Source organism: Parageobacillus caldoxylosilyticus NBRC 107762, assembly GCF_000632715.1.
Classification (GTDB): domain Bacteria; phylum Bacillota; class Bacilli; order Bacillales; family Anoxybacillaceae; genus Saccharococcus; species Saccharococcus caldoxylosilyticus.
In genome coordinates this window covers 72,520-98,555 of record NZ_BAWO01000001.1, presented here as the reverse complement: position 1 = coordinate 98,555, position 26,036 = coordinate 72,520, and the positions used below count along the sequence as shown (strand labels likewise).

General features: G+C 43.8%; 32 protein-coding genes. 25 read left to right on the top strand and 7 right to left on the bottom strand.

The annotated features are described in order from the left end of the window. The first annotated feature begins 132 nt into the window (after nt 1–132). The 7 genes from GCA01S_RS00540 (at nt 133) to GCA01S_RS00510 (ending at nt 6,818) form a co-directional block, all read left to right on the top strand. Nucleotides 133–786: an O-methyltransferase gene (locus GCA01S_RS00540; protein WP_017435580.1), complete on the top strand. Its 654-nt coding sequence runs from the start codon at nt 133–135 to the stop codon at nt 784–786. Next, the gene (locus GCA01S_RS00535; RefSeq protein ID WP_042406353.1) at nt 783–1,712 is read left to right on the top strand and encodes a peptidase U32 family protein; all 930 of its coding nucleotides are present in this window, start codon (nt 783–785) and stop codon (nt 1,710–1,712) included. The genes GCA01S_RS00540 and GCA01S_RS00535 overlap by 4 nt, the downstream gene beginning before the upstream one ends. 60 nt (nt 1,713–1,772) lie before the next feature. After that, nucleotides 1,773–3,041: a peptidase U32 family protein gene (locus tag GCA01S_RS00530; RefSeq protein ID WP_017435582.1), complete on the top strand. Its 1,269-nt coding sequence runs from the start codon at nt 1,773–1,775 to the stop codon at nt 3,039–3,041. A 1-nt stretch (nt 3,042) separates the two neighbouring features. Next, nucleotides 3,043–3,678 (top strand): uridine kinase, encoded by a 636-nt coding sequence (gene udk, locus GCA01S_RS00525; protein WP_017435583.1) that lies wholly within the window; start codon nt 3,043–3,045, stop codon nt 3,676–3,678. 127 nt (nt 3,679–3,805) lie between these two features. Further along, nucleotides 3,806–4,282: a transcription elongation factor GreA gene (gene greA, locus GCA01S_RS00520; protein WP_017435584.1), complete on the top strand. Its 477-nt coding sequence runs from the start codon at nt 3,806–3,808 to the stop codon at nt 4,280–4,282. 49 nt (nt 4,283–4,331) lie between these two features. Further along, nucleotides 4,332–6,110 carry a peptidoglycan D,D-transpeptidase FtsI family protein gene (locus tag GCA01S_RS00515; protein ID WP_017435585.1) on the top strand — a complete coding sequence of 593 codons (1,779 nt, stop codon included), beginning with the start codon at nt 4,332–4,334 and terminating at the stop codon, nt 6,108–6,110. A 72-nt stretch (nt 6,111–6,182) separates the two neighbouring features. After that, the gene (locus GCA01S_RS00510; RefSeq protein ID WP_042406350.1) at nt 6,183–6,818 is read left to right on the top strand and encodes a YrrS family protein; all 636 of its coding nucleotides are present in this window, start codon (nt 6,183–6,185) and stop codon (nt 6,816–6,818) included. A 36-nt stretch (nt 6,819–6,854) separates the two neighbouring features. Here the strand turns inward: GCA01S_RS00510 and GCA01S_RS00505 are convergent, their stop codons facing one another. Continuing rightward, the gene (locus tag GCA01S_RS00505; RefSeq protein ID WP_013400339.1) at nt 6,855–7,061 is read right to left on the bottom strand and encodes a YrzA family protein; all 207 of its coding nucleotides are present in this window, start codon (nt 7,059–7,061) and stop codon (nt 6,855–6,857) included. Between the two features lie 243 nt (nt 7,062–7,304). On the opposite strand from GCA01S_RS00505, the gene GCA01S_RS00500 reads away from it, so the two are divergent. The 5 genes from GCA01S_RS00500 (at nt 7,305) to GCA01S_RS00480 (ending at nt 11,087) form a co-directional block, all read left to right on the top strand. Then, entirely contained in the window at nt 7,305–7,952 is a 648-nt protein-coding gene (locus tag GCA01S_RS00500; RefSeq protein ID WP_042406348.1) for a class I SAM-dependent methyltransferase, read from the top strand. Between the two features lie 15 nt (nt 7,953–7,967). After that, complete coding sequence (gene mtnN / locus GCA01S_RS00495) at nt 7,968–8,666, top strand: 5'-methylthioadenosine/S-adenosylhomocysteine nucleosidase (RefSeq protein ID WP_042406345.1); 699 nt, start codon at nt 7,968–7,970, stop codon at nt 8,664–8,666. A gap of 64 nt (nt 8,667–8,730) precedes the next feature. Continuing rightward, on the top strand, nt 8,731–9,654 hold the full coding sequence (locus GCA01S_RS00490; protein ID WP_042406342.1) for a PLP-dependent cysteine synthase family protein: 924 nt from the start codon (nt 8,731–8,733) through the stop codon (nt 9,652–9,654). A gap of 2 nt (nt 9,655–9,656) precedes the next feature. Next, on the top strand, nt 9,657–10,793 hold the full coding sequence (locus GCA01S_RS00485; protein WP_042406340.1) for a bifunctional cystathionine gamma-lyase/homocysteine desulfhydrase: 1,137 nt from the start codon (nt 9,657–9,659) through the stop codon (nt 10,791–10,793). 63 nt (nt 10,794–10,856) lie between these two features. After that, nucleotides 10,857–11,087: a YrhC family protein gene (locus GCA01S_RS00480; RefSeq protein WP_042406337.1), complete on the top strand. Its 231-nt coding sequence runs from the start codon at nt 10,857–10,859 to the stop codon at nt 11,085–11,087. Nucleotides 11,088–11,417: 330 nt separating this feature from the next. Here the strand turns inward: GCA01S_RS00480 and sigK are convergent, their stop codons facing one another. After that, entirely contained in the window at nt 11,418–12,128 is a 711-nt protein-coding gene (gene sigK / locus GCA01S_RS00475) for an RNA polymerase sporulation sigma factor SigK (RefSeq protein ID WP_017435592.1), read from the bottom strand. A 193-nt stretch (nt 12,129–12,321) separates the two neighbouring features. On the opposite strand from sigK, the gene gltP reads away from it, so the two are divergent. The 3 genes from gltP to ytvI all read left to right on the top strand — a co-directional run bounded on the left by gltP (nt 12,322) and on the right by ytvI (nt 15,470). After that, nucleotides 12,322–13,587, top strand: coding sequence for a glutamate/aspartate:proton symporter GltP (gene gltP / locus GCA01S_RS00470; protein WP_042406334.1), 1,266 nt, complete (start codon nt 12,322–12,324; stop codon nt 13,585–13,587). A gap of 144 nt (nt 13,588–13,731) precedes the next feature. Beyond that, nucleotides 13,732–14,325, top strand: coding sequence for a DedA family protein (locus tag GCA01S_RS00465; RefSeq protein ID WP_017435594.1), 594 nt, complete (start codon nt 13,732–13,734; stop codon nt 14,323–14,325). A gap of 119 nt (nt 14,326–14,444) precedes the next feature. After that, complete coding sequence (gene ytvI / locus GCA01S_RS00460; protein WP_017435595.1) at nt 14,445–15,470, top strand: sporulation integral membrane protein YtvI; 1,026 nt, start codon at nt 14,445–14,447, stop codon at nt 15,468–15,470. A gap of 61 nt (nt 15,471–15,531) precedes the next feature. Here the strand turns inward: ytvI and motB are convergent, their stop codons facing one another. The 3 genes from motB to pssA form a co-directional block, all read right to left on the bottom strand. After that, a complete protein-coding gene (gene motB / locus GCA01S_RS00455; protein WP_017435596.1) occupies nt 15,532–16,293 on the bottom strand; it encodes a flagellar motor protein MotB in 762 nt (253 codons plus the stop codon). Further along, nucleotides 16,286–17,077 (bottom strand): flagellar motor stator protein MotA, encoded by a 792-nt coding sequence (gene motA / locus GCA01S_RS00450; RefSeq protein WP_017435597.1) that lies wholly within the window; start codon nt 17,075–17,077, stop codon nt 16,286–16,288. Before motA ends, motB begins: the two co-directional genes overlap by 8 nt. 177 nt (nt 17,078–17,254) lie before the next feature. Next, complete coding sequence (pssA, locus tag GCA01S_RS00445; RefSeq protein WP_042406331.1) at nt 17,255–17,794, bottom strand: CDP-diacylglycerol--serine O-phosphatidyltransferase; 540 nt, start codon at nt 17,792–17,794, stop codon at nt 17,255–17,257. A gap of 123 nt (nt 17,795–17,917) precedes the next feature. Between pssA and GCA01S_RS00440 the strand changes: the two genes are divergently transcribed. Further along, entirely contained in the window at nt 17,918–18,697 is a 780-nt protein-coding gene (locus GCA01S_RS00440) for a phosphatidylserine decarboxylase (protein WP_042406329.1), read from the top strand. A gap of 21 nt (nt 18,698–18,718) precedes the next feature. On the opposite strand, the gene GCA01S_RS00435 is transcribed toward GCA01S_RS00440, so the two are convergent. After that, nucleotides 18,719–18,859, bottom strand: a complete 141-nt coding sequence (locus GCA01S_RS00435) for a sporulation histidine kinase inhibitor Sda (protein WP_017435600.1) — start codon at nt 18,857–18,859, stop codon at nt 18,719–18,721. Between the two features lie 338 nt (nt 18,860–19,197). Between GCA01S_RS00435 and GCA01S_RS00430 the strand changes: the two genes are divergently transcribed. Genes GCA01S_RS00430 through GCA01S_RS00395 form a run of 8 tightly spaced genes read left to right on the top strand, consistent with a single transcriptional unit; the run spans nt 19,198 to nt 24,257 of the window. Further along, nucleotides 19,198–19,713: a YqeG family HAD IIIA-type phosphatase gene (locus GCA01S_RS00430; RefSeq protein WP_017435601.1), complete on the top strand. Its 516-nt coding sequence runs from the start codon at nt 19,198–19,200 to the stop codon at nt 19,711–19,713. Then, a complete protein-coding gene (yqeH, locus tag GCA01S_RS00425; protein WP_221198210.1) occupies nt 19,713–20,819 on the top strand; it encodes a ribosome biogenesis GTPase YqeH in 1,107 nt (368 codons plus the stop codon). Before GCA01S_RS00430 ends, yqeH begins: the two co-directional genes overlap by 1 nt. 36 nt (nt 20,820–20,855) lie before the next feature. After that, the gene (gene aroE, locus GCA01S_RS00420; protein WP_017435603.1) at nt 20,856–21,689 is read left to right on the top strand and encodes a shikimate dehydrogenase; all 834 of its coding nucleotides are present in this window, start codon (nt 20,856–20,858) and stop codon (nt 21,687–21,689) included. A gap of 4 nt (nt 21,690–21,693) precedes the next feature. After that, entirely contained in the window at nt 21,694–21,987 is a 294-nt protein-coding gene (gene yhbY / locus GCA01S_RS00415) for a ribosome assembly RNA-binding protein YhbY (RefSeq protein ID WP_042406328.1), read from the top strand. A gap of 39 nt (nt 21,988–22,026) precedes the next feature. Next, complete coding sequence (locus GCA01S_RS00410; RefSeq protein ID WP_017435605.1) at nt 22,027–22,617, top strand: nicotinate-nucleotide adenylyltransferase; 591 nt, start codon at nt 22,027–22,029, stop codon at nt 22,615–22,617. Further along, nucleotides 22,586–23,164, top strand: coding sequence for a bis(5'-nucleosyl)-tetraphosphatase (symmetrical) YqeK (yqeK, locus tag GCA01S_RS00405; protein ID WP_017435606.1), 579 nt, complete (start codon nt 22,586–22,588; stop codon nt 23,162–23,164). Before GCA01S_RS00410 ends, yqeK begins: the two co-directional genes overlap by 32 nt. Further along, nucleotides 23,161–23,517 carry a ribosome silencing factor gene (rsfS, locus tag GCA01S_RS00400; protein WP_017435607.1) on the top strand — a complete coding sequence of 119 codons (357 nt, stop codon included), beginning with the start codon at nt 23,161–23,163 and terminating at the stop codon, nt 23,515–23,517. Before yqeK ends, rsfS begins: the two co-directional genes overlap by 4 nt. Further along, nucleotides 23,514–24,257, top strand: coding sequence for a class I SAM-dependent DNA methyltransferase (locus tag GCA01S_RS00395; RefSeq protein ID WP_042406324.1), 744 nt, complete (start codon nt 23,514–23,516; stop codon nt 24,255–24,257). The genes rsfS and GCA01S_RS00395 overlap by 4 nt, the downstream gene beginning before the upstream one ends. 185 nt (nt 24,258–24,442) lie before the next feature. Here the strand turns inward: GCA01S_RS00395 and comER are convergent, their stop codons facing one another. Continuing rightward, nucleotides 24,443–25,264 carry a late competence protein ComER gene (gene comER, locus GCA01S_RS00390; protein ID WP_017435609.1) on the bottom strand — a complete coding sequence of 274 codons (822 nt, stop codon included), beginning with the start codon at nt 25,262–25,264 and terminating at the stop codon, nt 24,443–24,445. Nucleotides 25,265–25,362: 98 nt separating this feature from the next. Here comER and GCA01S_RS00385 point away from each other — a divergent pair, with 98 nt between their 5' ends. After that, entirely contained in the window at nt 25,363–25,968 is a 606-nt protein-coding gene (locus GCA01S_RS00385) for a helix-hairpin-helix domain-containing protein (RefSeq protein ID WP_042406322.1), read from the top strand. Nucleotides 25,969–26,036: the final 68 nt, after the last annotated feature.

Here is a 26,036-nt window from a genome sequence, read left to right as displayed (position 1 = left end):
TGTGAATTGCTGGACGACGGGCGAAAATATTTCGCATTTCGCATGTTTTGTGGTAGTATATATAAAGTTATCAATCGCTATCCTACAATAAGAGTCCTTCAGTGACTCTTATTTTTTCGAGGAGGGGCTCTTTTGATATCGAAAGAAATCGTCCAATATATTAAGCAGTTTATTCCGGAGCGGGATAAGCAAATAAAAGAGATGGAGCGTTACGCGCAAGAATATGATATTCCCATTATGGAAGTGACGGGAATAGAAGTAATGCTGCACATATTGAAAATCGCCCAGCCAAAGCGGATTTTGGAAATCGGCACAGCGATAGGGTATTCGGCGATCCGCATGGCAAAAGCGCTTCCCGCCGCCGAAATTGTTACGATTGAAAGAGACAAGGAGCGATATGAACGAGCCCTTTTTTATATCAACCAAACAGGGACAAGCGGGCAAATCCGCGTCATTTTCGGAGATGCGCTCAACGTCTATAGCGATGTCGCGAAAGCCGCCCCATTTGATGTTTTGTTTATTGATGCGGCAAAAGGACAATACCAGCGCTTTTTTGAACTGTATGAGCCGCTGCTTGCAGAAAACGGCTTGATCATTACGGATAATGTATTGTTCAAGGGGCTTGTTGCAACAGAGGAGCCAATTGAAAACAAGCGCATGCGCCAGTTAGCGGCGAAAATTCGCCGTTATAACGAATGGCTTGCAGGCCGCAACGATTACGAAACGATCATTCTTCCGGTTGGGGATGGGGTGGCAATATCAAGAAAACGAGGTGAAAGGCAATGAAAAAACCAGAATTGTTAGTGACGCCAACGAGCGTTTCCCACATACATGATTTAGCCAATGCCGGCGCCGATGCGGTGATGATCGGCGAACAGCGTTACGGTCTGCGCCTCGCCGGAGAGTTTTCCCGCGCGGATGTAGCAGAAGCGGTGAAAGCGGCGCACCAATACGGCATGAAAGTATATGTCGCGATGAATGCCATTTTTCACAACGATAAAGTCGATGAACTTGGCGATTACATTCGTTTTCTTGCCGAGGTCGGCGCCGATGCGATCGTCTTTGGCGATCCGGCCGTATTAATGACGGTGCGTGAAGTCGCTCCCCATATGAAGCTGCACTGGAATACGGAAACGACGGCGACAAACTGGTATACGTGCAACTACTGGGGGAGAAAGGGGGCAAAGCGCGCCGTTCTCGCCCGTGAATTAAATATGGAGGCGATTTTGGAAATTAAGAAGCATGCGGAAGTAGAAATCGAAGTGCAAGTGCACGGAATGACGTGCATGTATCAGTCGAAGCGTTCATTGATCGGCAACTATTTTGAGTATCAAGGAAAAGTGATGGAAATCGAACGAAAAAAATATGAAAAAGGCATGTTTTTATATGATAAAGAACGCGACAATAAATATCCGATTTTCGAGGACGAAAACGGCACACATATTATGAGTCCAAACGATATTTGCATCATTGATGAATTGAGCGAGATGGTAGACGCGGGGATTGACAGCTTTAAAATCGATGGAGTGCTGCATGAACAAAGCTATATTACCGAAGTGACTAAACTGTATCGCCGCGCCGTTGATTTATGTGCAGAAAACCGTGCGCAATACGAAAAAGAAAAGGACGAGCTGCTGGCGAAAATCGAAGCGATTCAGCCGAAACACCGCCCATTGGATACGGGATTTTTCTTTAAAGAAACGGTTTACTAACAACAAAAACGAGCGATGCGTTGCATCGCGCTAAGCAATAAGAAAAGGAGGAATGAGCGGATGCTGCTAAAAAATGATAAAATTTCCGAAATCATTGACGGCAAACGCGTAATCGTGAAAAAACCCGAGCTTCTCGCTCCGGCCGGCAACTTGGAAAAGCTAAAAATCGCCGTGCACTACGGCGCAGATGCGGTGTTTATCGGCGGTCAAGAATACAGCTTGCGCGCGAACGCCGATAACTTTACGATCGAAGAAATAAAAGAAGGCGTTCAGTTTGCAAACCAATATGGCGCCAAAGTGTACGTAACGGCCAACATTTATGCCCATAACGAAAACATTCCCGGCCTTGAGGAATATTTACAGGCGTTAGAGCAGGCCGGCGTTCACGGCATTATTGTCGCCGACCCGCTTATTATTGAAACGGCGCGCCGGGTGGCGCCGAAATTGGAAGTGCACTTAAGCACGCAGCAGTCGCTCGCTAATTGGAAAGCGGTGCAATTTTGGAAAGAGGAAGGATTAGAGCGCGTCGTGCTCGCGCGTGAAACGAGCGCGCAAGAAATCCGCGAAATTAAAGAAAAAGTCGATATTGAGATTGAAGCGTTTATTCACGGAGCGATGTGCTCGGCGTACTCCGGCCGCTGCGTGTTAAGCAACCATATGACGGCGCGTGATTCCAACCGCGGAGGCTGCTGTCAATCGTGCCGCTGGGATTATGATTTATATAAATTAGAAGGGGATAAAGAGATTCCGCTCTTTGATGAAAACGACGCACCATTTGCCATGAGCGCTAAAGATTTGAATTTGATTCGCGCCATTCCAGCCATGATTGAATTAGGAATCGACAGCTTAAAAATTGAAGGACGGATGAAATCGATCCATTACGTGGCGACGGTTGTGAGCGTATACCGCAAAGTGATTGATGCGTATTGCGCGGATCCCGACCATTTCGTCATTCGCGAGGAATGGATAAAAGAGCTTGATAAATGCGCCAACCGTGATACAGCTCCGTCTTTCTTTGCTGGCATGCCAGGATACAACGATCATATGTACGGTTCGCACAGCCGCAAAACGACCCATGAATTTGCCGGCCTTGTTCTCGATTATGATAAAGAAACGCAAATGGTGACATTGCAGCAGCGTAACTTCTTTAAACCAGGTGATGAAGTGGAATTTTTTGGTCCGGAAATTGAAAACTTCACGCAAGTCGTAGATAAAATTTGGGATGAAAATGGGAACGAATTGGACGCGGCGCGCCACCCGCTGCAAATCGTCAAGTTTAAAGTAGAGCGCGAAGTCTTCCCGTACAACATGATGAGAAAGGAGAACTAACATGGGGAAGAAGCCTGTTGTCATCGGCGTAGCCGGTGGATCCGGCTCGGGGAAAACGAGCGTGGCAAAGGCAATTTATGAGCATTTTGGCGATCGCTCGATTTTAGTGCTTGAGCAAGATTTTTACTATAAGGATCAAAGCCATCTCCCGTTTGCAGAACGGCTGAAAACGAATTACGACCATCCGCTTGCGTTTGATAATGATTTGTTAATTGAGCATATTCATAAATTGTTGCAGTATGAGCCGATTGAAAAGCCGGTGTATGATTACAAACTTCACACACGGTCGAATAAAGTCATCCACGTCGAGCCAAAAGATGTTATTATTTTAGAAGGGATTCTTGTCTTAGAGGATGAGCGTTTGCGCAACTTAATGGATATTAAAGTATACGTCGATACCGATGCGGACATCCGCATTATCCGCCGCCTGCTCCGCGACATTAAAGAACGCGGCCGCACGCTCGAGTCCGTCATCGAACAGTACGTTTCCGTCGTCCGTCCAATGCATAATCAATTCGTCGAACCGACGAAACGCTATGCCGATATCATTGTTCCGGAAGGCGGGCAAAATCATGTCGCCATTGATTTACTGGTCACAAAAATTCGCACAATTCTTGAACAAAAATCGTTTTTATAATAACATAGCATAGATAAAACAATATAAATATATATAAACAAGTAAACGTACGAACAGCGTTTTCCGTTGTTCGTACGTTTTACATACACATCATGAAAAAGAAAAATATATAGAGGAGTGAAAGATGATGGCAAATGAAAAGCAATATCCGATGACAAAAGAGGGAAAAGAGAAACTGGAACAAGAGCTTGAATATTTAAAAACGGTAAAGCGGAAGGAAGTAGTGGAACGCATTAAAATTGCCCGCGGTTTTGGGGACCTGTCGGAAAACTCGGAATACGATGCCGCCAAAGATGAACAAGCATTTGTCGAGTCGCGCATTCAAACGTTGGAAAATATGATTCGCAATGCGGTGATCATTGAAGAAGACAAGGAAAATCCGGATGTCGTTTCCTTAGGAAAATCAGTGACATTTATTGAACTTCCGGACGGGGAAGAAGAAACATACACGATTGTCGGCAGCGCAGAGGCCGATCCATTTGAAGGAAAAATTTCCAATGACTCCCCGATCGCAAAATCGCTGCTTGGCAGAAGAGTTGGCGAAGAAGTCACCGTGCAAACACCAGGTGGCGAAATGCTCGTAAAAATTGTTGCCGTTAAATAGGTTTCAAAATAAAACACCTCGTCGAAAATGAAGATGAGGTGTTTTATTTATGTGGAAAAAAAGAGTAATGGTGGTGCTTGCTCTTATCCAAATCAGCATTTTTCTTCTCATCGGCAGGCTTGTTCAAATCCAGTTAGTGAGCACAGAGTCGTTTTCCGTGAAGAAAGTCAATTTGATTGAGGAAAGCGTTGCGCAACGGACACAAGAGTTAATGATTGACGACGGGAGGGGAATGTTTACGGATCGAAACGGGAAACCGCTCACGAAACAGTATATCCCCTCTCTTGTGCTGTTCCCGTTTTTAAAAACGATGGAATGGCCTGTCGAGCAAGTGGCAAACATTCTTCACATTTCACCGCAAGTCATCATTGATCAGCTGCAAAAAGCAAAAGAACCGTTTGTATTGACTATGGACAGCCATCCATTTGTGCTGAGCGAAAAACAAATGGAAAAAATCAACCAGTTGCATATTCCAGGCGTGTTTGCGGTAAACAAGCAGTATCCGCTTGAAAAAGTATATGCGCCGCATTTAATCGGATTTACCCGAGCGGACAGCCGCCTTTTGCGTTCCCGCTACCCAAAGCGGCATCTTCCTCCGCATACGGAAGTTGGCATTCATGGCCTGCAAAAGGCATTTGACGAATTTTTAATCCCTGAAGGAGAAACAAAGCTGTTGTATCATGTTGATGCGGAAGGAGGCCCTTTATTTGGCCTTGACGTAAAGTATAGTGATCCTAGCAATCCATTTTATCCTGTTTCTGTAAAAACGACAATGGACCGCGATTTGCAAAAAATTGCCGAAAGGGCCGCTGATGAGCATCATTTAAAGAAAGGTGGCATTGTACTATTGGATATCCCAACAAACAGCGTTCTCGCAATGGTCAGCCGTCCTGATATGGACCCGAGCAATCCGTATAAAAACCACGGCGCGGAAAACCAGATGGTGTTGCCGCAAATCCCAGGCTCCGTATTTAAGACCGTCGTTGCCGCCGCTGCGTTGGAAAAAGGGATGGTTTCGTCAACGGAAATGTTTGATTGCGGCAAAAAAATTGATGGAGTAACGCCGGATCGAGATCATGATTACGGAACGCTAGGGTTTGAGGAAAGTTTTGCGGTCAGCTGCAACAACGCGTTTGCGACGCTTGGGAAAAAGCTTGTTGAACAAGAGCCGGACATTTTGGAAACGTATGCGAAAAAACTTGGCTTATATCCGCTCGCCGGATGGCGAGGCGATGTCTATCATGAAACGGATTTTAAACAATTTCCAGAGGAGAGAAAAGGAACGATATGGCATGATGAGCGTGATAAACATGTGCCGCTTGCCGTTGCGCAAACGTCAATTGGACAAAAAGACGTGCGCGTATCGCCGCTGGGGGTCGCCAACATGATGGCAACAATTGCCCGCAATGGCGAGGCAAGGCAAGTGAGGGCGGTAGACAAAATTTTATATAAAAACGGCACGACCTTGTTCACGTTTCCGCAGCAAACGTTTTCCGATGAACCGCCGATTTCTTCGGTTACCGCCAATCAATTGCAGCGGTTATTGCGCAAAGTGGTGACGGATAAACAGGGAACGGGACGGCGTTTTCAATCGCTTCCGTATGCGGTCGCCGGAAAATCGGGTACGGCAGAAACCGGAAAAAAACTTGCCAATGAAGAACTTGTGAATAAATGGTTTGCTGGCTATTTCCCTGCCGATGCCCCGAAATACGCGCTTGTCGTCGTCGAGCTGGACTGCCACAGTTCACGGACGGTAACGAACGATATCTTTTTCGATCTCGTACAAAAAATATATGAGTTTGACAAACAGGACAAAAAATCGGAATAACGACGAAACAGTTTATTAGAAAGGGTCGCCATGATACAATAGAAGCAGCTAAATGAGGGAGGTTGTCAACGGTTGGCAAAAGAAATTGGACCGCGTTTCGCACAACGGGCAAAGCGCCGGAAAATCAATCGCATTCTCAATGCCGCCATTGCCGTCGTCGTTTTGTTGATTGTGGTGGTGGCGTGGAATTTATTTGCTGGTGACGACGAGCCGCATAAGCAAGCGGCGAACACATCGGCAAAAACGGAAACGAAAGAAAATCATGATGATAAAAAAGTAGAGGTGGAGATGGGGGATAAGCAGCAAATAAATGAAGAAAGTGAGCAATCCGACAAGAAAGAGACGAGCGAGGAAGAAGAACAAGAACAAGAAGTGATAGAAACGCCAGGAGCCCCTGGTTCCAACATCGAGAAAGAAATCGTCAATCCGGCATGGCAGCCGATTGGCACGACGCAGTCGGAGCCGCATGTCACCCAATTTAAAAAAGATTCGGTAGATTGGAAGGAAATGCTCGACGCGGTCAGTTACGCGACCGGAGTTTCCCAATCGGATATGATCGTGTGGTTTATTGGCAATAATGGACCGAACAAAGCGGTGGCCACCATTTCTACGAGAGATCAAACACAGCACTACAAGGTATATATCGAATGGGTCGAAAACCAAGGATGGAAACCGACGAAAGTGCAAAAGCTGAAAGAAAAGGAATAAGAAAGTAGCGGATTTCCTGTGTTGATGGAAATCCGCCTATTTTTTTGCTTTGAAATGGACGACAGCGCTGTAAAACCTTTTTCCGTTTTCCGCTACATGCATTTGATGCGAAACATGGTGGACGTGAAGCAAAAGCGCCTTATTATGCTCGATTTGTTCGTTAATTTTTTTCTCGAGCGTCTGCAAATCATCGGCCTCAAAAAATTCGATTTTATCCTCAATGAGATCGAGAGAAATGTTCATGGATCAAGCCTCCTTTCACCGCCAAGTGTAGCAGATTTTCACGTTATAATCTATTCGGGCGCGGAAAACATTTGCGATTTTTATCGCAAGCTGGCCTTTTTGTCTGGGAAAAATAGAGGAATGGGTAAAACGAAAAAAATTTATCATTGAAGAAAATAAAAACTTATGATACATTGAGAACAGATTTGAGGTATAAAACATAGTATATTTATAGGAATTATAAAAATTATGGAGCGTGACACCATGGGAAGAGAGTTTCTTGATTTGTTTGAAGAATGGGCGGAATCATATGATCAATCCGTGGAAGGATATGACGAAGAATACCGCGAGGTGTTTGCAAATTATGATGATATTTTAAATACAGTCGCCGATAAGGCAGGGAATGTCGTGCTTGAATTCGGCGTCGGCACAGGAAATTTAACGCAAAAGCTAATCGGACAAGGCAAAACAGTGTACGGTGTAGAACCGTCTGCACCGATGCGAAAAAAAGCACGCGAAAAGCTAGGGGCACACGTGTCAATCGTGGACGGGGATTTTTTGCAGTTTCCGCTCCCCCCAGAGCCGATCGATACGGTTGTCAGCACATATGCTTTTCACCATCTTACCGATGCGGAAAAAGGCGAAGCAATTGCCAAGTATGGCAAGTTATTAAAAAAAGGTGATAAAATAGTGTTTGCTGACACTGCTTTCCGTGACAAGCAAGCGTTTCAGCAGGCCATACAGGAGGCAAGGGCGCGCGGTTTTCATAACTTGGCTGAAGACCTCGAACGTGAATATTATACGACATTGGACGTATTGACAAAACTATTTGCAGAACACGGCTTTTCCGTCACATTTACACAAAAAAATGCATTTGTATGGGTGATGGAGGCGGTAAAACAAGAAAAATAAGGAAGAGGGAGAAACATGAAAGTAGCGATTATCGGGGCAATGGAAGAAGAAGTAACTATTTTGCGTGACCAAATGGAAGGACGGGAAGAAACGGTCATCGCCAATTGCGAATTTTCAACGGGCCAGATCAACGGTGTCGATGTCATTTTGTTGAAATCGGGCATTGGCAAAGTAAACGCGGCGATGGCAACGGCTATTTTGCTGGAGCGGTTCCGGCCGAATTACGTCATTAATACCGGTTCAGCGGGAGGATTTTTAGCGGCGTTAAATGTCGGTGATATCGTCATTTCCAGTGAAGTGGTGCATCACGATGTCGATGTGACGGCTTTTGGATATGAGTATGGGCAAGTGCCGGGAATGCCGGCGCGTTATCAAGCGGACAAGACATTAATAGACATTGCCAAACGCAGCGCCCAAGAAATTAACGATGTGCAAGTTGTCACAGGCCTCATTGCCACTGGTGACTCGTTTATGAACGATCCGGCGCGCGTCGAGTTTGTCCGAGGCAAGTTTCCGGAGCTTTGCGCCGTCGAAATGGAAGCGGCAGCGATTGCCCAAGTATGCACACAATTTGCTGTGCCGTTCGTGATTATTCGTGCACTCTCCGACATTGCCGGCAAGGAATCGGATATCTCATTTGAACAATTTTTAGATACGGCGGCGAAACATTCCGCCCGTTTAGTCGCATCGATGCTGTCATTATTGCAAAAATAAACCAATAAACCGAGGAAGGCGTCCCTTCCTCTTTCTATGTTTGTTAAGAAATGGAGTGACAAAAATGCGAGTGGCCAAAAATGTGCACGAGCTGATTGGACATACGCCGGTGGTGGAAATTACGCAATTTCCTCTGCCGGAAGGAGTCCGCGTATTTGCAAAATTGGAATCTTTCAACCCGGGAGGAAGCATTAAAGACCGTCTTGGCCAAGAGTTATTGCGCGACGCATTAGAAACAGGAAAATTAAAGGAAGGTGGAACGATCATTGAGCCGACGGCGGGAAACACCGGCATTGGGCTGGCTCTGGCGGCGATTGGCAAAAACATCAACGTAATTTTTTGCGTGCCTGAAAAATTCAGCATTGAAAAGCAGCAAATCATGAAAGCGCTCGGTGCAACAATTGTCCACACACCGACGAGCGAAGGAATGCAAGGAGCGATTCGCAAGGCGCAAGAGCTGGCCAGTGAGATTCCGAACTCCTATTGTCCGCAGCAGTTTGCCAACCCTGCTAACCCAAGAACGTATTATAAAACGCTCGGCCCGGAACTATGGGAAGACCTTGACGGACAAATCGACATATTTGTCGCCGGAGCCGGTTCGGGCGGAACGTTTATGGGAACGGCAACGTTTCTAAAAGAAAAAAATCCTAACATTAAAACGGTCATTGTCGAGCCTGAAGGGTCGATTTTAAACGGCGGAGAGCCGGGACCGCATAAAACAGAAGGAATCGGCATGGAATTTTTGCCGGACTATATGGATCCGAGCTACTTTGATGCGATTCATACGATCCGTGATGAAGATGCGTTCCGCCGCGTCAAAGAGCTCGCTGCCAAAGAAGGATTGCTCGTTGGCAGTTCTTCTGGCGCCGCGTTCCATGCCGCATTGCTCGAAGCGGAAAAAGCAAAGCCGGGAACGAATATCGTCGTCATTTTTCCGGACAGCAGCGAGCGCTATTTAAGCAAAAAAATTTATGAAGGTGGGATATGATAATGAGAAGAAAAACAAAGCTCATTCACGGCGGCATTTCAGGTGATCCGTATACGGGAGCGGTTTCTGTTCCGATTTATCAAGTTAGCACATATAAACAAGAAGGTGTTGGCGGTCATAAAGGCTTTGAATATTCGCGCACCGGCAATCCAACCCGCCACGCGTTAGAAGAACTGATTAAAGATTTAGAAGAAGGATATGCCGGTTTTGCATTTGCCTCCGGAATGGCGGCGATTACAGCGGTCATGATGCTGTTTAACAGCGGGGATCACGTCATTTTAACCGACGATGTGTATGGCGGCACGTATCGCGTTATGACAAAAGTGCTAAACCGCCTAGGGCTTGAATCGACTTTTATTGATACAAGCGATCTTTCAAACATCGAAAGACATATCCAGCCGAACACGAAAGCGCTTTACATTGAAACGCCAACCAACCCGCTCTTAAAAATTACTGACATTCAAGCTGCTTCCGCCATCGCCAAAAAGCATGGCCTGCTTACGATCGTCGACAACACGTTCAGCACCCCGTATTGGCAAACGCCGATTGCTCTTGGCGTCGACATTGTTGTCCATAGCGCGACGAAATATTTAGGCGGCCATAGCGATGTGGTCGCTGGTTTGGCGGTTGTCAATTCAGAAGAATTAGCAGAAAAACTACATTTTATTCAAAACTCCACCGGAGGAATTCTCGGTCCGCAAGATTCATGGCTGCTTATGCGCGGCATCAAGACGCTTGGCGTGCGCATGGAGGAGCATGAAGAAAACACAAGAAAAATCGTTGAATTTTTAGTGAATCATCCAGCAATCCAAAAAGTATATTATCCAGGATTGGAAACACATCCAAACCATGAGGTTGCCAAAAAGCAAATGCGCGGATTTGGCGGCATGGTCTCCTTTGATGTCGGAAGTGCGGAGAAAGCCGATCAAGTGTTAAACCGTGTCCGCTATTTTACGCTCGCGGAAAGCTTGGGAGCGGTGGAAAGTTTAATTTCGCTGCCGGCGAAAATGACGCACGCATCCATTCCGAAAGAACGTCGTGAACAATTAGGAATTACTGATGGGTTGATTCGCATTTCTGTTGGATTAGAAGATGTGGAAGATTTAATTGAAGATTTAGCGCAAGCATTGCATGGTTAAAATTACATCCCCACATTTGCTGTCCTGTATGATACAGTTAAGGATGGAAAGTGGGGGATAGCGATGGAACGGCAAAAGCAACAATGGAAGGAAAAAGCGGCTGATTACAAAATGTTTGCTGGCGTATTGCTGGCGTTAAGTGTCTTTTTGTATATTGGCACGCTTCTTCCTACGATTGCGCCGGAGAAAAAGGCGTATTTGCTTAGTTTCATTGTGATATTGTTAATAGGCGCGTTTTCCTTTTTTCAACGAGCGATCAAATATATCCGCTTATTGCGGGAAATGGACAAATAAACCTGCCTTTTCTTGTTGGAGAGGCAGGTTTATTACCGTTTTTACCAAAAACTGTTTGTAAACATATTCCAGTTGGATATAATTACCTCTGTGATTTCATAAATTGTTCACAACCATGCGAAGAAACCGATTGTTCCTCCGTGTAAAATGAAAGAGGAAGAACTGCAAGGAGGGGAACAAGGGATGTTCGCAATGGTGATGGGGATTGTGGTTACTGCAGCGATAGCATTGATTATAACAGCGGAAGTAAGTGTGGAAGCAGAAAATTAACAAAATAAGAAGAAAAAGGAAAGGTGTCCCAATAGTCATCTTGGGACACCTTTTCCATACTTATCTCCGCTTTTCTTTTTCATTCCGATAAAACTCATGAAACATTTTCATTAATGCGCGCTTTTCGATTCGGGATACATAGCTTCTTGAGATGCCAAGTTCTTTAGCGATTTCGCGCTGTGTTTTTTCCTGCTGCATATCAAGGCCGAACCGGCTAATAATGACTTCTTTTTCTCGTTCATCCAACACATCGATGTATTTTTTCACCTGTTCGAGTTCCATGTTCAGATGAATTTCATCCACAATATCGTTTCCTTCGGATTTTAAAATATCAATTAAGCTAATTTCGTTTCCTTCTTTATCCTGCCCGATCGGCTCATGCAAGGAGACGTCCTTTCTTGTTTTTTTCAATGAGCGCAAATGCATTAAAATTTCGTTTTCAATGCAGCGGGCTGCATATGTGGCCAGTTTTGTTCCTTTACTGGACGAGTAGCTTTCGATCGCCTTAATCAGGCCGATGGTGCCGATGGAAATTAAGTCCTCCACATCTTCGCCGGTATTTTCAAACTTTTTTACAATATGGGCAACAAGACGTAAGTTATGTTCAATTAAAATATTGCGGGCCTGTTTATCTCCTTTCGCCATCAGCTCTAAGTATTTTTCTTCTTCCTTGGGGCTTAACGGTTGGGGAAATGCGTTGTTTTTAATGTATGATACTAAAAACATTAATTCTTTCATTAGAAACGCAAACGCTGATAAAATGCCGGACATTCTGTCACCCCCCACCCTATGTCGTTGTAGGCAATGGCCTATTTTATGTATATGACGGAAGGAGGTTGTACGTGTTTGAACAAAAAAAGAAAGAAGCGTACGTAAATAACAAATATTATTGACGTACGAATGTTGTAATAGTAAAATAATTTTGTCGTTTTTTGTCTAAAAATTATCCAAAGGAGGCGATGAGGTGAAAAAGATTGGATTAGCTTGGCAAATTTTTATCGGTCTTGTTCTGGGGATTGTTGTTGGGGCTATTTTCTATGGAAATCCAAAAGTAGCTACTTATTTGCAGCCGATTGGAGATATTTTCCTTCGCCTTATCAAAATGATTGTCATTCCAATTGTGATTTCAAGCCTTGTTGTAGGCGTTGCTAATGTTGGAGACTTGAAGAAGCTTGGAAAACTAGGCGGAAAAACGATTATTTATTTCGAAATTATCACGACGATCGCGATTGTCGTTGGTTTATTGGCGGCGAATATTTTTCAGCCGGGAGCCGGCGTGAACATGAAATCGTTGGAGAAAACAGATATTCAAAGCTATATTGATACAACGAACGAAGTGCAACACCATTCGATGGTTGAAACATTTGTCAATATTGTTCCAAAAAACGTTTTTGAATCGTTATCAACTGGGAATATGTTGCCGATTATTTTCTTCTCGGTTATGTTTGGTTTAGGCGTAGCAGCAATCGGGGAGAAAGGGAGGCCGGTGTTGCAGTTTTTCCAAGGTACGGCGGAAGCGATGTTTTATGTGACAAACCAAATTATGAAATTTGCGCCGTTTGGCGTGTTTGCGCTGATCGGTGTAACAGTTTCGAAATTTGGGGTTGAATCGCTCATTCCGCTTAGCAAACTTGTCATTCTCGTTTATGCAACGATGATTTTCTTTATTGTTGCGGTGCTTGGTGGAGTTGCTAAGCTTGTTGGTATAAATATTTTTAATATTATCAAAATTTTAAAGGACGAATTGATTCTGGCGTACAGTACAGCGAGTTCGGAAACGGTTCTTCCGAAAATTATGGAGAAAATGGAGAAATTTGGCTGCCCGAAAGCGATTACATCGTTTGTCATTCCGACAGGCTATTCGTTTAACCTAGACGGTTCTACGTTATATCAGGCGCTGGCTGCCATTTTTATCGCACAGCTGTACGGCATTGATATGCCGATTTCGCAACAAATTTCCCTTGTACTTGTGTTAATGGTAACATCAAAAGGAATCGCCGGAGTGCCGGGCGTCTCGTTTGTCGTGTTGCTCGCGACGCTAGGAACGGTTGGCATTCCGGTAGAAGGATTGGCGTTTATTGCCGGAATCGACCGCATTTTGGATATGGCCCGCACGGTTGTCAACGTCATTGGCAACTCGCTGGCGGCGGTCGTTATGTCCAAATGGGAAGGACAATATAACGAAGAAAAAGCAAAACAATATATTTCCGAGCTGCAGCAAAGTGCATGATGGTGAAAAGCTGTCCGAAAAAGACAGCTTTTTTTTTCTATGGATAAATTTATTTTTTTCTGCCATGCAGTATAGTATAATTGGTTGCGGAATAGGGTTGTAATGGACGGCTTGGCTTTAATATACATACATAGGAGGAGAACGATGCACGAGTTGGTACAGACGGTTTTTACCTTTTTGGCGGATTTAGGATATTTCGGAGTCGCCTTGGCATTAATGATTGAAATTATTCCAAGCGAAATTGTACTTGCCTATGCGGGATATTTGGTATCGCGTGGAGAAATATCCTTGATTGGAGCGGTGATAGCGGGAACGATCGGCGGAACGATCGCCCAGCTGTTTCTTTATTGGATGGGGTATTATGGCGGCAGACCGTTTCTTGATAAATACGGAAAATATTTGTTGATTAAAAAGAAACATCTTGATGTAGCGGAACAATGGTTTGAAAAATACGGTCCAGGCGTCATATTTACTGCGAGATTCATTCCAGTTGTCCGCCACGCTATTTCGATCCCGGCGGGCATCGCGAAAATGTCGTGGAAAAAATTTACTTTCTATACAACGTGCGCGATTATTCCGTGGTCGATTTTCTTTATTTATTTAGGGGAACGACTAGGAAGCCACTGGCAGGAGATTGATCAAATTGCTCGCCCGTATTTGCGGCCGATTATGGCGGCAGCGGTCATTGCTATTGTCGTTTATATCGGCGTCCAAATGTATCGGCGCAAGCGGATGTGATCTCTTACAATCAAACGAAGCTGTGATGGGGAGCTCACGATGGTTGATTGTTTTATCTCCATTCCCTATATTTATGATAGGGACTGCTCAAAAAAAATCTAATTGAATGGGGTACGATAGTGAAAAAGTTTATTATTATTGCTTTCATTCTCGCCGTAGTATTATTTCTGCTACCATACAGCTTGCCGCTTGTTTTCGCATTAGCGACGGCGTTATTACTGGAGCCGTCAGTGCAGCACTTGCAAATCCATTATCGGTTGAAACGGGCGCATGCGGTAACGGCGATTTTTTCGTTATTCCTTGTCATCGTTGGCATTTCTTTTTACTTCTTGATCGTCATCCTTGTACAGCAAATGATGACTTTTTCGCAAAAACTGCCGCACTTTTTGAGTGAGACGACGAAAGTTTTAGATGACTTAATTCAGATGTGGGAGTCGTACTCGAGTTCGATTCCTAAAGAAATTATTCATTCATTGGAAAACAGTGTAAAAACAATTCAACATTTGCTCTTAGAGTTTGCCACTAATTTAACGCAGTCGATTGTTCATTATATCACGCTTATTCCCGGTTTTCTTATTCATTTCTTAGTATATTTAGTAGCGTTGTTTCTTATTAGTTTAGATTTGCCGAAACTAAAAAGGGGAACGAGAAAATACTTGTCCGAGCGCACGTATCAGCGGCTGGCGATGGTGGTGGCGCAGTTAAGCAAAGCCGGCATTGGCTTTATTAAAGCGCAGTTTTTGCTCAGTTTGATCACCTTTTTTATTGCCTTGGCCGGCTTATTGCTGTTAAAAGTGGATTATGCTGTTGTTATGGCATTAATTATTGTGATTGTAGATATTTTGCCTATTTTAGGAACCGGTTCTGTGCTGGTGCCTTGGGGAGTCATCAGCATTGCCAATGGCCATAGCGGGCTTGGCATCGGTCTTATTGTATTGTTTGTCATTATTACCGTAGTGCGCCGAATTATTGAGCCAAAAGTGTTTTCAACGAACTTAGGCATTTCTCCTTTGGCTGCATTAATCAGCGTTTATTTAGGGTTTCAGCTGCTGGGTTTCATCGGATTGTTTATTGGACCGGCATTGGTGATTTTAGTAGAAACAATGGTAAAAGCTGGAGTGATCAAATTTTCTTTTAAGCTTTAAGCAAAAACAGGCTGGCACATATTTGCCAGCCTGTTTTGCTTCGGTGTGCAAACGATAGTTTTCAGTGAAGGGAATGGGGTGATGTTTTCGTGTGCGGCAAAATTAAAATTTCGACGCGCCGATTTTTCATCCTCCCCTCAGGAGTATCATTTGATGCAACCGGCTTAAATTCCCCGTATCCTTTTGCGCTAAACGAGCGCGGATCGAGCTTCGGGTTTTCCAATAACAGTTTCATAAAATTTACCGCCCGCATCACGCTTAGTTCCCAGTTGGAAGCGAACTGAGCATTATGAATCGGCACGTTATCCGTATGCCCGCTAATAATAATATTGCGCGGCGGATTCATGACGAGCAGCTGGGAAATTTCTTTAGCGAGCCTCCGGTCTTTTACCCGTACTTCTGCACTTCCCGAATCAAATAAAATATCGTTTAATATGGTGATCGCCAATCCTTCTTCCGTTAAAGAGGTCTGCAATTTCCCGTTTAAATGATTTTGCACGATGTACTCATCAATTTTTTCTTTTACATTCTGTAATTCTTCTTTATCTTGTTTATCGAGTGCGCTTTTATGTTTATGGTCTTGCTTTGACGACGAAGGAAGCTGTTTTGGCTCAACCGGGCTTTCAAAATCAAGGACACCCGTCCCGCCAGTAAACGAGGCGCTAAATGAGCGGGAAATTTCCTGGAATTTTTTTTGGTCGATTTGGCTGCTCGCAAACAAAACGATAAAAAGGGAAAGCAATAGCGTTAATAAGTCAGCGTACGGAATCAGCCAGGATTCGTTCATATTCCCTGCCTGCTTCACTTTCTTTTTCTTACTCATTTCCTTTTTCTCCCTGTTCCATCAGTTTCCGACGTTCGCCTTCCGAAAGATAGGAAGCAAGCTTTTGTTCAATCGTTCGCGGCGCTTGTCCTTCCAAAATAGAAAGGACTCCCTCTATCATGATTTGCCGTATTTTTGCTTCTTCCCTTGATTTTCTTCTTAATTTATTGGCAAATGGATGCCATAGCACATATCCAGTGAAAATTCCAAGCAAGGTGGCGACGAATGCCGCGCTAATCGCCTTGCCAATTTCGCTGATATGCTCTATATTCCCCAGTGCCGCAATGAGTCCGATGACTGCACCAAGCACTCCAAGTGTCGGCGCATATGTACCTGCTTGTGAAAAAATAGATGCATTTGCCTCGTGTCGCTCTTCCATCGCTTCAATTTCTTCGGTCATGACATCGCGAATAAAATCTTGCGTTTGCCCGTCAATCACCATGCTTAAACCGTTTCGTAAAAATGGATCGTCAATCTCATCTAATTTCGCTTCTAAGGCGAGCAGCCCTTCACGCCGGGCTATGTTCGCCCAGTCGACAAACAACGGAATCAGTTCTTCCACCGTTGGAATATTTTGTTCTTTAAAAATGACGGCTAACAACTTCGGTATTTTTTTTATTTCGCGGGCCGGAAACGCGATGGTAACAGAAGCGATCGTTCCGACGATAATAATGAAAATTGCTGCTGGGTTAATTAATACACTTAGATTGACCCCTTTAAAGAACATTCCTAAGGCAACAGCAATGATGCCAAGAAGAATTCCAATAATCGATGTTTTATCCAATGAAATCCCCCCGTTACATGAAAAACACAATATTCCATTTTTGTGCTTTATAATAAATCCACATTTATCATATAATTAATAACAAAGATTGAAAAGGGAAAATTTGTGATAAGAAAACAAAAGGGCTGCCCAATCCGTTTATGATTCGCTGTTGGAAAGGACAGCCTTGCTTATGTTTTATATTTTTTTCAACTTAAATGTTCCGACCATTAAAAACGATAGGGTGATCATTAGGAAAATAAAAAACTGCGGGGGAAAATAATGAATCGTTAAGTAGCTTAACGTCAGCAGCACTCCTGCTGCCGTAATGGGAAGCCCGGAAAAATAGCCGTTATTTTCTGTAATATTGAACCGCGCAAGCCGAAAGGCGCCGCAGCCGATATATAAAATAGTGAAAAATGCACCTGGTGCGCCAAATTCGTACAGCAAACCCTGATACATTAGCAATGCAGGGGCCACTCCAAAGGATATGATGTCACTCATCGAGTCCAATTGTTTGCCGAGGTCCGATTCAATGTTTAGTTTCCGCGCAACAGCTCCATCAAAGCGATCGACTAAGGCCGCTAAAAAAACAAGGAGCAAGCTGACATGAAGCTGTCCTTTTAACGTCGTTAGGACGGAGAAGCCGCCAAGCGATAAATTAGTCATGGTTAAGATGTTTGCCATGTTTGCTTTTAATTTTTTTAATGTGTAATCTAAATAATCGGATAAAAACATTTCTCCTCACTCCTTTTTTCGCCATAAAACACGGGCGGCAAAATCTACTACCATTATACTCATTTTACTTGTAATATGAAAGGTAGCAAAAAACACTATCGCCACAAATTGGAGGGAATATGTTTGCTGAAATGGTTGTATCGCCTGATGATTGAATTGACGAACCATTGGCTTTCGTCAAAAATCATTGCCATTTTTACGAAATCCCGTTTAAGTGCAGTACTTATTCCATCGTATGCAAAAATTTATCATATTAATCAAGAAGAGATGGAAAAAAACTTAAAACATTATAAAACGTTGCAGCAATTGTTTATTCGCAGGCTAAAAGCAGGGACAAGACCGATTGACGAAGCCGAAAACAGTGTGATTAGTCCGGTCGATGCCATTATTGAAGATATTGGCATCATTCATGAAAATAGTGAGATCGTTGTGAAAAACAAAACGTATTCGATTGCGGAGATGCTTGGCAGCAGCGAGGCCGCCCAAAAATATTTAAACGGATTATTTATTATTTTATATTTAAGCCCAAGCCATTATCACCGCATCCACAGTCCAATATCTGGAGTGGTGCAGAGGCAATGGGCGCTTGGAAAAAAATCATATCCTGTCAATCGCCTTGGCTTGAAGTACGGGAAACAGCCGCTATCGAAGAACTATCGTATGATCACGGAAATCGCCGCAAACGGAAAACAAGTTGCGATTGTAAAAATAGGTGCGATGTTTGTCAACAGTATTGAGCTTACTCATGCAAGCAAAGAATTGACGAAAGGACAGGAAATTGCCTACTTTTCTTTTGGCTCTACTGTTGTTTTATTATTTGAAAAAGATAGCATTGAGCTTGATGAACGGATCGTTGTGCCCATGGGAATTAAAGTTGGGGAACGGCTTGGGTACTTAAAATAAAAAAAAAGCCTTGAGGCGAAATCAGGATGACAGTTTAATTTTATGACTTAACGAACGGCGCTGGATTTCTTTTTCGATGAGCGCAATAAATTCAGGATTTAAATTCAGCTCTTTTGCCTTATAATACGATTCGATCAACAGCTCATCGGATAGATGCTTCATGCTGAAACCTCCTTCAGCAATGGAATATAATTTGTAATTGATACATATAATGGTAAGTTACTTTAACTGTATCATGATTTCCGAAATAGAACAACCGTTCTGTTATCCACAACGACTCGTGGATAACATGTGGAAAACATGTTTATAAGATTGTAAAAGCATGATAATTAGCTTGTGAATGATGTGGGTAAAACTTATCCACATTTTTGTGGATAAGGGATTTTGTCGAAAAAATTTTTTTCTGTGTATATATTTGTCAAAGTTTGTTTTGAAAGGTACACAAAAATTATGTATGATGAGGAAAGGCAAAGAAAAGGCCAAAAGGTAAGGTGATTGGTGTGTTTCATTATTTTTTGCCAAATCAGTTTGTCAAACGCGTATTGGATATCACCCCTAGCGAGTTAAAAGAGAAAGGGATTAAAGGGATCATTACCGATTTGGATAATACGCTTGTCGAATGGGATCGGCCGTGCGCTACTCCAGAGCTAACAGAGTGGTTTGAAAAGATGAAGCAGGAAGGCATTAAGGTGATGATTGTATCGAATAATAACAAAAGGCGGGTGCAATCTTTTGCGGAACCGCTTGGAATTCCCTTTATTTTTGAAGCCCGAAAGCCGCTGACGCGTGCCTTTCAAAAGGCATTAGCGACGATGCAATTGCGCAAAGAGGAAGTGGTTGTGATTGGCGATCAATTGCTGACAGATGTATTTGGCGGCAATCGTTTGGGGTTAAATACGATTTTGGTCGTTCCTGTCGCGCAGACAGACGGACTGTGGACCCGATTTAATCGCAAGATAGAACGGAAAATTTTAAATATGATGCGTAAAAAAGGGATGGTTTACTGGGAGGAATGATGGTGGAACAACAAATTCGTTGCATTGGTTGCGGAGCAGTCATCCAATCGGAGGATCAAACAAAGCCTGGATACGCCCCGGAGAGTGCGCTAGAGAAAGAAGAAGTCATTTGTCAGCGTTGTTTTCGTTTGAAACATTATAATGAAGTACAAGATGTTTCTCTGACTGATGATGATTTTTTAAAAATTTTGCACCGTATCGGACAATCGGACGCACTAATCGTTAAAATCGTCGATATTTTTGACTTTAATGGAAGCTGGCTTCCAGGTTTGCATCGATTTGCAGTCAATAATCCGATCTTGCTTGTTGGTAATAAAGTAGATTTACTTCCGAAATCCGTGAAATACCCGAAGCTGATTCACTGGATGAAGCAGTCGGCAAACGACCTCGGTTTAAGACCGGTTGATATTTGTTTAGTGAGCGCGGTGAAAGGAATCGGAATGGCGAAAGTGATGGAAGCCATCGAGAAATACCGGTTCGGCAAAGATGTGTATGTCGTTGGCTGCACGAATGTCGGGAAATCGACGTTTATTAACCGGATTATTCAAGAAGTCACAGGCAAAGGCAATGTCATTACTACTTCTTATTTTCCGGGAACAACGTTAGATATGATCGAAATTCCATTAGAGGATGGAGCTACGCTTTACGATACGCCGGGAATTATTAACCATCACCAGATGGCGCACTTTGTGGATAAAAAAGATTTAAAAACCATTACGCCAAAGCGGGAAATCCATCCTCGGGTATATCAGTTAAATGAACAGCAAACGTTATTTTTCGGCGGCCTTGCCCGGCTTGACTACATCAAAGGAGGACGTCGGCCTTTCGTCTGTTACTTTTCCAATGAATTACTGATTCATCGGACAAAGTTAGAAAAAGCAGATGCATTATATGCCAGTCAATTAGGCGAGCTTCTTTCGCCGCCAAACAAACATTATGCCGCGGAATTTCCGCCACTAGAGGCGCATGCATTTACCATCAAAGAACGAAAAACCGATATCGTATTTTCCGGGCTTGGCTGGGTAACTTGCCATGATCCAGGAGCGCAAGTGATTGCCTATGCCCCAAAAGGAGTCGACATTTTCATCAGAAAATCATTGATTTAGTGGCCTGTGTAAGCATCATAAACGGGAGGGGAGAAAATGGAAAAACTATACGCGCTGTTTGGCTGTCCGGTTCATCATTCTTTGTCGCCGCTTATGCATAACGATGCGTTTCGTCATATGAACATCGCCGCCCACTATCATGCCTTTCATGTAGAACCGGAATACTTGAAGGATGCTGTCGCCGGGGTGAGGGCTCTCGGGATTGCCGGGTTAAATGTAACGATCCCTCACAAAACAGCTGTCATGCCGTTGCTCGATGATATCGATGCAGAGGCGCGCCGCATCGGTGCTGTGAACACGATCGTCAATGAAAATGGACGCTTAATCGGTTATAATACAGATGGCCCTGGATACGTCCGGGCGCTCGAAGAAGAAACAAACGTCGAAATCAAGGACAAGCGCATCTTGCTCATCGGCGCCGGTGGAGCGGCAAGAGGAATTTATTTTTCGCTTATCGATCGCGGGGCAAAACAGATCGATATTTGCAACCGCACGGTACCCAAAGCAAAACAGCTTATTGAGGAAGGCGATGCTGCAGTTTCATCAGCCGCTTATTCTCTAAATGAAGCGGAACAACGTTTAGGGGAATATGATATTGTGATTAATACAACGTCGGTCGGCATGTATCCAAACATGGAAGAAATGCCGCTATCGCTTGCCAACCTGAAAGAAGGAACGATTGTTTCCGACATTATTTATAATCCGCTAGAAACAAAATGGTTAAAGGAAGCACGGGAGCGCAATGCCATTGTGCAAAACGGCGTCGGTATGTTTATTTATCAAGGAGCGCTGGCGTTTGAAAAGTGGACAGGAATATTTCCGGATGTAGAGCGGATGAAAAAAATTGTGATGGAACAGCTTAGGAGGTAACCTAATGTTAACAGGAAAACAAAAGCGGTTTTTGCGGGCGAAAGCTCATCATTTGAAACCGATATTCCAAGTTGGAAAAGGCGGAGTAAACGAAAATATGATTAAACAAATTGTCGATGCGCTGGAAGCGCGCGAGCTGATTAAAGTAAGCGTGCTGCAAAACTGCGAAGAAGATCGCCATGTTGTCGCCGATCAGCTTGCACAAGGGGCGGGAGCGGAACTTGTACAAGTAATTGGGAATACAATTGTATTGTATAAAGAATCAAAAGAAAACAAGCAAATTGTGTTACCGCGCTAAACAGCAAAGCCGCATATAGAGACGGCGGAGGGAAGAACGATGAGAAAAATTGGTATTTTTGGAGGGACGTTTGATCCGCCTCACTGCGGGCATTTATTAATGGCGAACGAAGTACTGCACGCCCTTCAGTTGTCGGAAATTTGGTTTATGCCAAACCGGATCCCACCTCACAAACAACATGAACAAGTGACAAGAAGTGAAGATCGTTTGCGCATGCTTGAATTAGCGATTGCCGGTCATCCGCACTTTCATATCGAAACGATCGAGCTGGAAAGAGAAGGACCTTCCTATACGTATGATACGGTGCGTCAACTTCTTTCTATGCATCCGAATGATGAATTTTATTTTATTATTGGTGCGGATATGGTTGAATATTTGCCGAACTGGTATAACATCAATGAACTAATCAAGTTAGTGACATTTGTCGGCGTCAAACGCCCTGGCTTTTCCATGGAAACAACCTATCCGATTATCGAAGTGGAAGCACCGCAGTTTTCTGTTTCTTCTTCTTTTATTCGCGAGCGGGTAAGAAACGGACAAACCATTCGCTACTTAGTACCGGAATGCGTAAGACTTTACATTGAGGAGAAGAAGTTATATGGAGCGACAAGAAGCGTTAACTATCGTTAAAAAGCAATTGACTGAACACCGCTACCAGCATACGATTGGCGTCATGGAAACAGCGATCGAGCTGGCGAAGCGATATGGAGCTGATGTAAAAAAAGCAGAGTTGGCAGCGATTTTTCATGATTATGCCAAGTTTCGGCCAAAAGAAGAAATGAAACAAATTATTTTGGAGCAAAATATGCCAAAAGATTTGCTCTCCTATAACACCGAACTATGGCATGCGCCAGTCGGCGCCTATTTGGTGAAAACGGAAGTCGGCATTAGCGATGAAGAAATATTAAATGCGATTCGTTATCATACATCCGGCCGCGCCAATATGACGGTATTGGAAAAGGTCGTTTACCTGGCTGATTATATTGAACCTGGGCGTATATTCCCAGGGGTGGAGGAAGTCCGCGACCTTGCCAAACAAGATTTGAATAAAGCGCTAATCAGAGCAGTGCAAAACACCATTCAATTTTTATTGAAGAAAAATCAGCTTATTTACCCGGATACGATTCACACCTATAATTCTTTAATAATGGAAATAAAGGGGGAATGGGAAAAATGACGGAACAGGAACTATTGAGCTTAGTGGTTCGCGCGGCTGACGATAAAAAAGCAGAAAACATCGTTGTCCTTAATATGAAAGGAATTTCCCTTGTCGCCGATTATTTTGTTATTTGTCATGGCAATTCGGAAAAACAAGTACAGGCGATTGCGCGGGAAATAAAAGAAAAAGCGGAAGAACACCATATCCCGGTGAAACGAATCGAAGGTTTTCATGAGGCGAAATGGGTGTTGGTCGACTTAGGCGATATTGTTGTCCATGTTTTTGATAAGGAAGAACGCAGTTATTATAATTTAGAGCGTTTATGGGGAGATGCGCCGCTTGAAGATGTGGCGAGCGTGTTGCAGCAATGACATATGAGTCATCTGCTTATTGGTACGATACGTTAATGGAAGAAGCGCCGTACGATGCGTGGCAATCATTTGTGCAACATAAACTGCAGCAATATGGGCGTCGCGGTGCAGCTCGCATTCTCGATATTGGGTGCGGCACCGGAGAGTTGGCGATTCGATTGGCAAAAGCAGGATTTGCCGTTACCGGTGTCGATTTATCGGAAAATATGCTCGCGGTTGCACAAGCCAAAGCGGAAGCGCAGCAGGTAACAGTTGAATTTTTTCAGCAAAACATGACGGATCTCCAGGGATTTTCCGACTTTGACTGTGCGACGATATTTTGCGATTCCCTTAACTATTTATTAGAAGAAAGAGAAGTGCAGCAAACATTTTCCTGTATTTATAAACTGCTGCGCAAAGACGGCTTGCTGTTATTTGACGTTCATTCACCGTATAAAATGGATTGCGTTTTTCGCGATGCCTTGTTTACCAGCAATGATGAAGAAATCAGTTATATTTGGTCGTGCTACCCGCTTTCCTTTCCGCATAGCGTTGAGCATGAGCTGACATTTTTTGTCCGCGGCGGCGATGGAAAATATGAGCGGTACGATGAGTTCCATCAGCAGCGCACTTACGAAGTGATTCAGTATCAACAATGGTTAACGGAAGCGGGATTTACGGTGCTGGAAATAACTGCGGACTTTACTGACGAAGCACCAACGGAAACGTCTGAACGCATTTTCTTTGTTGCACAAAAATAAAATGACGGCCGTTTCTGCAAAAGATAACGTGCCGCGCCTGCTATTTTAGCTTTTCGGCCAAAGCCCAGAGCAGTCCATGTCTTTATCGGGCTTTGGCCGAAAAGCTTATGATCGATGAGTGCAGTTTTCATTTTCATCCAACACTTTTTGAAGTTTAGGCAGGATTTTTTCTTTTCTTGTCGAATTTAACAACCAAATTGCTTTTTTACTTTTTCGATGTCGTCTTTAAATTTTTCATGTGTTTTATCGAATACTTCCTCAAATACCCCTTTCATTTCTTTTTCCAGTACTGCGATTCCTTCTCCAGTAATGCCTCCTTTGACGCAAACTTTTTCCTGTAGTGTCGGAAGTGTGTAAAGATTATGCTTCAGTAGCTCCCCTAGTCCGATGATCATGTCCGTTGTCAATGCTGTTGCCTGCTCTTTTGTGATTGCGGTTTTTGCAACGGCCGCATCGATAAAACGCTGCAACAAATAGCTGAAAAAGGCGGGGCCACAGCTCGCGATATCAGAAGCGATCCGCGTAATTTCATCGTCGATATAAGAAGGTGTAGAAATGTGACGGAACAGTGTTTCAATATAGTTTCGGCATTGCAAAGAGCAGCGTTTTCCAACTGTGATCAGCGTGCTGCCGGCGAACGCGCGGTTTGTAATGCTTGGAATGACACGAACAACCTGGCAAGGTACGACAGCTTCGAGCTGCTCTACGCTAATCGGACTGGTGATGGATATGAGACAATGTTTCTTTGTCCAAAAGGAAGATAATCGTTGTAAAAGGGGGTGAATATCTAACGGTTTTACGCATAAAAATACGATTGTTGCCCGTTGCACCACTTCTTCTGCGCTGGCAACAACGCATACACCGGAATAAGTCTGCTTTATGTCTAACGCTTTTTTCAATGTGCGGTTCGTAATAATCAGCTCATCTTCCTTGACCGCACCCGATTCGAGAAATGCCTCAATTAAAATCCTTCCCATATTTCCCGTGCCAATAACGCCAATTTTCATGCTTTGCTTCCCCCCTCCCTGGCATTACCTATATGTCTCTTCAACGATATGTATGAGCGCTTTATCTATTTTATGACTAAACGGAAAGGATGATGCCCGTGTGGGAAACGATCAAAAAATATGATAAAAGATGGTACGGCTTGCTTTTGGTGCTGTTAGCCGCCGGCGCCATTATGCTGTTTAGAAATAACGAAATAGCGGAAAAAGAACAGGAGCCGATATTGGAAGTAAAACAACATGTTCCGGATGCAGTGCAGGAAAGAAAAGAGGAAACAAAGACAGTAATGGTTGATATAAAGGGAGCGGTTGTGCACCCGGGGGTGTATGAAATACGGAACACGGCGAGGGTGAATGATGTCGTCGCTTTAGCGGGAGGATTTACAAGGGAAGCAGACGAGACAAAGGTAAATTTAGCGGCGAAGGTGCATGATGAAATGATGATTTACGTGCCGGTGCGAGAAGAAACGAATGCGCCTTCCGCTGTCCCATCGCTCCAGGCGGATGATTCCAATAAAATTTATATTAACACCGCATCAGAGCAAGAAATATCCCAGCTTCCGGGGATTGGAAAAACAAAAGCGCAGGCGATTATTGCGTACCGCGAAGAGCATGGCCCTTTTCAAAAGACGGAAGACTTATTAAACGTGACAGGCATTGGCGAAAAGACGCTCGAAAAGATAAAAGAGTATATTGTTGTGCCATAACGGGCGTTGACGCGTTGCTGGCTGTGCGATTACACTAAAAATATGCCCACATGTCATATAAACATGAA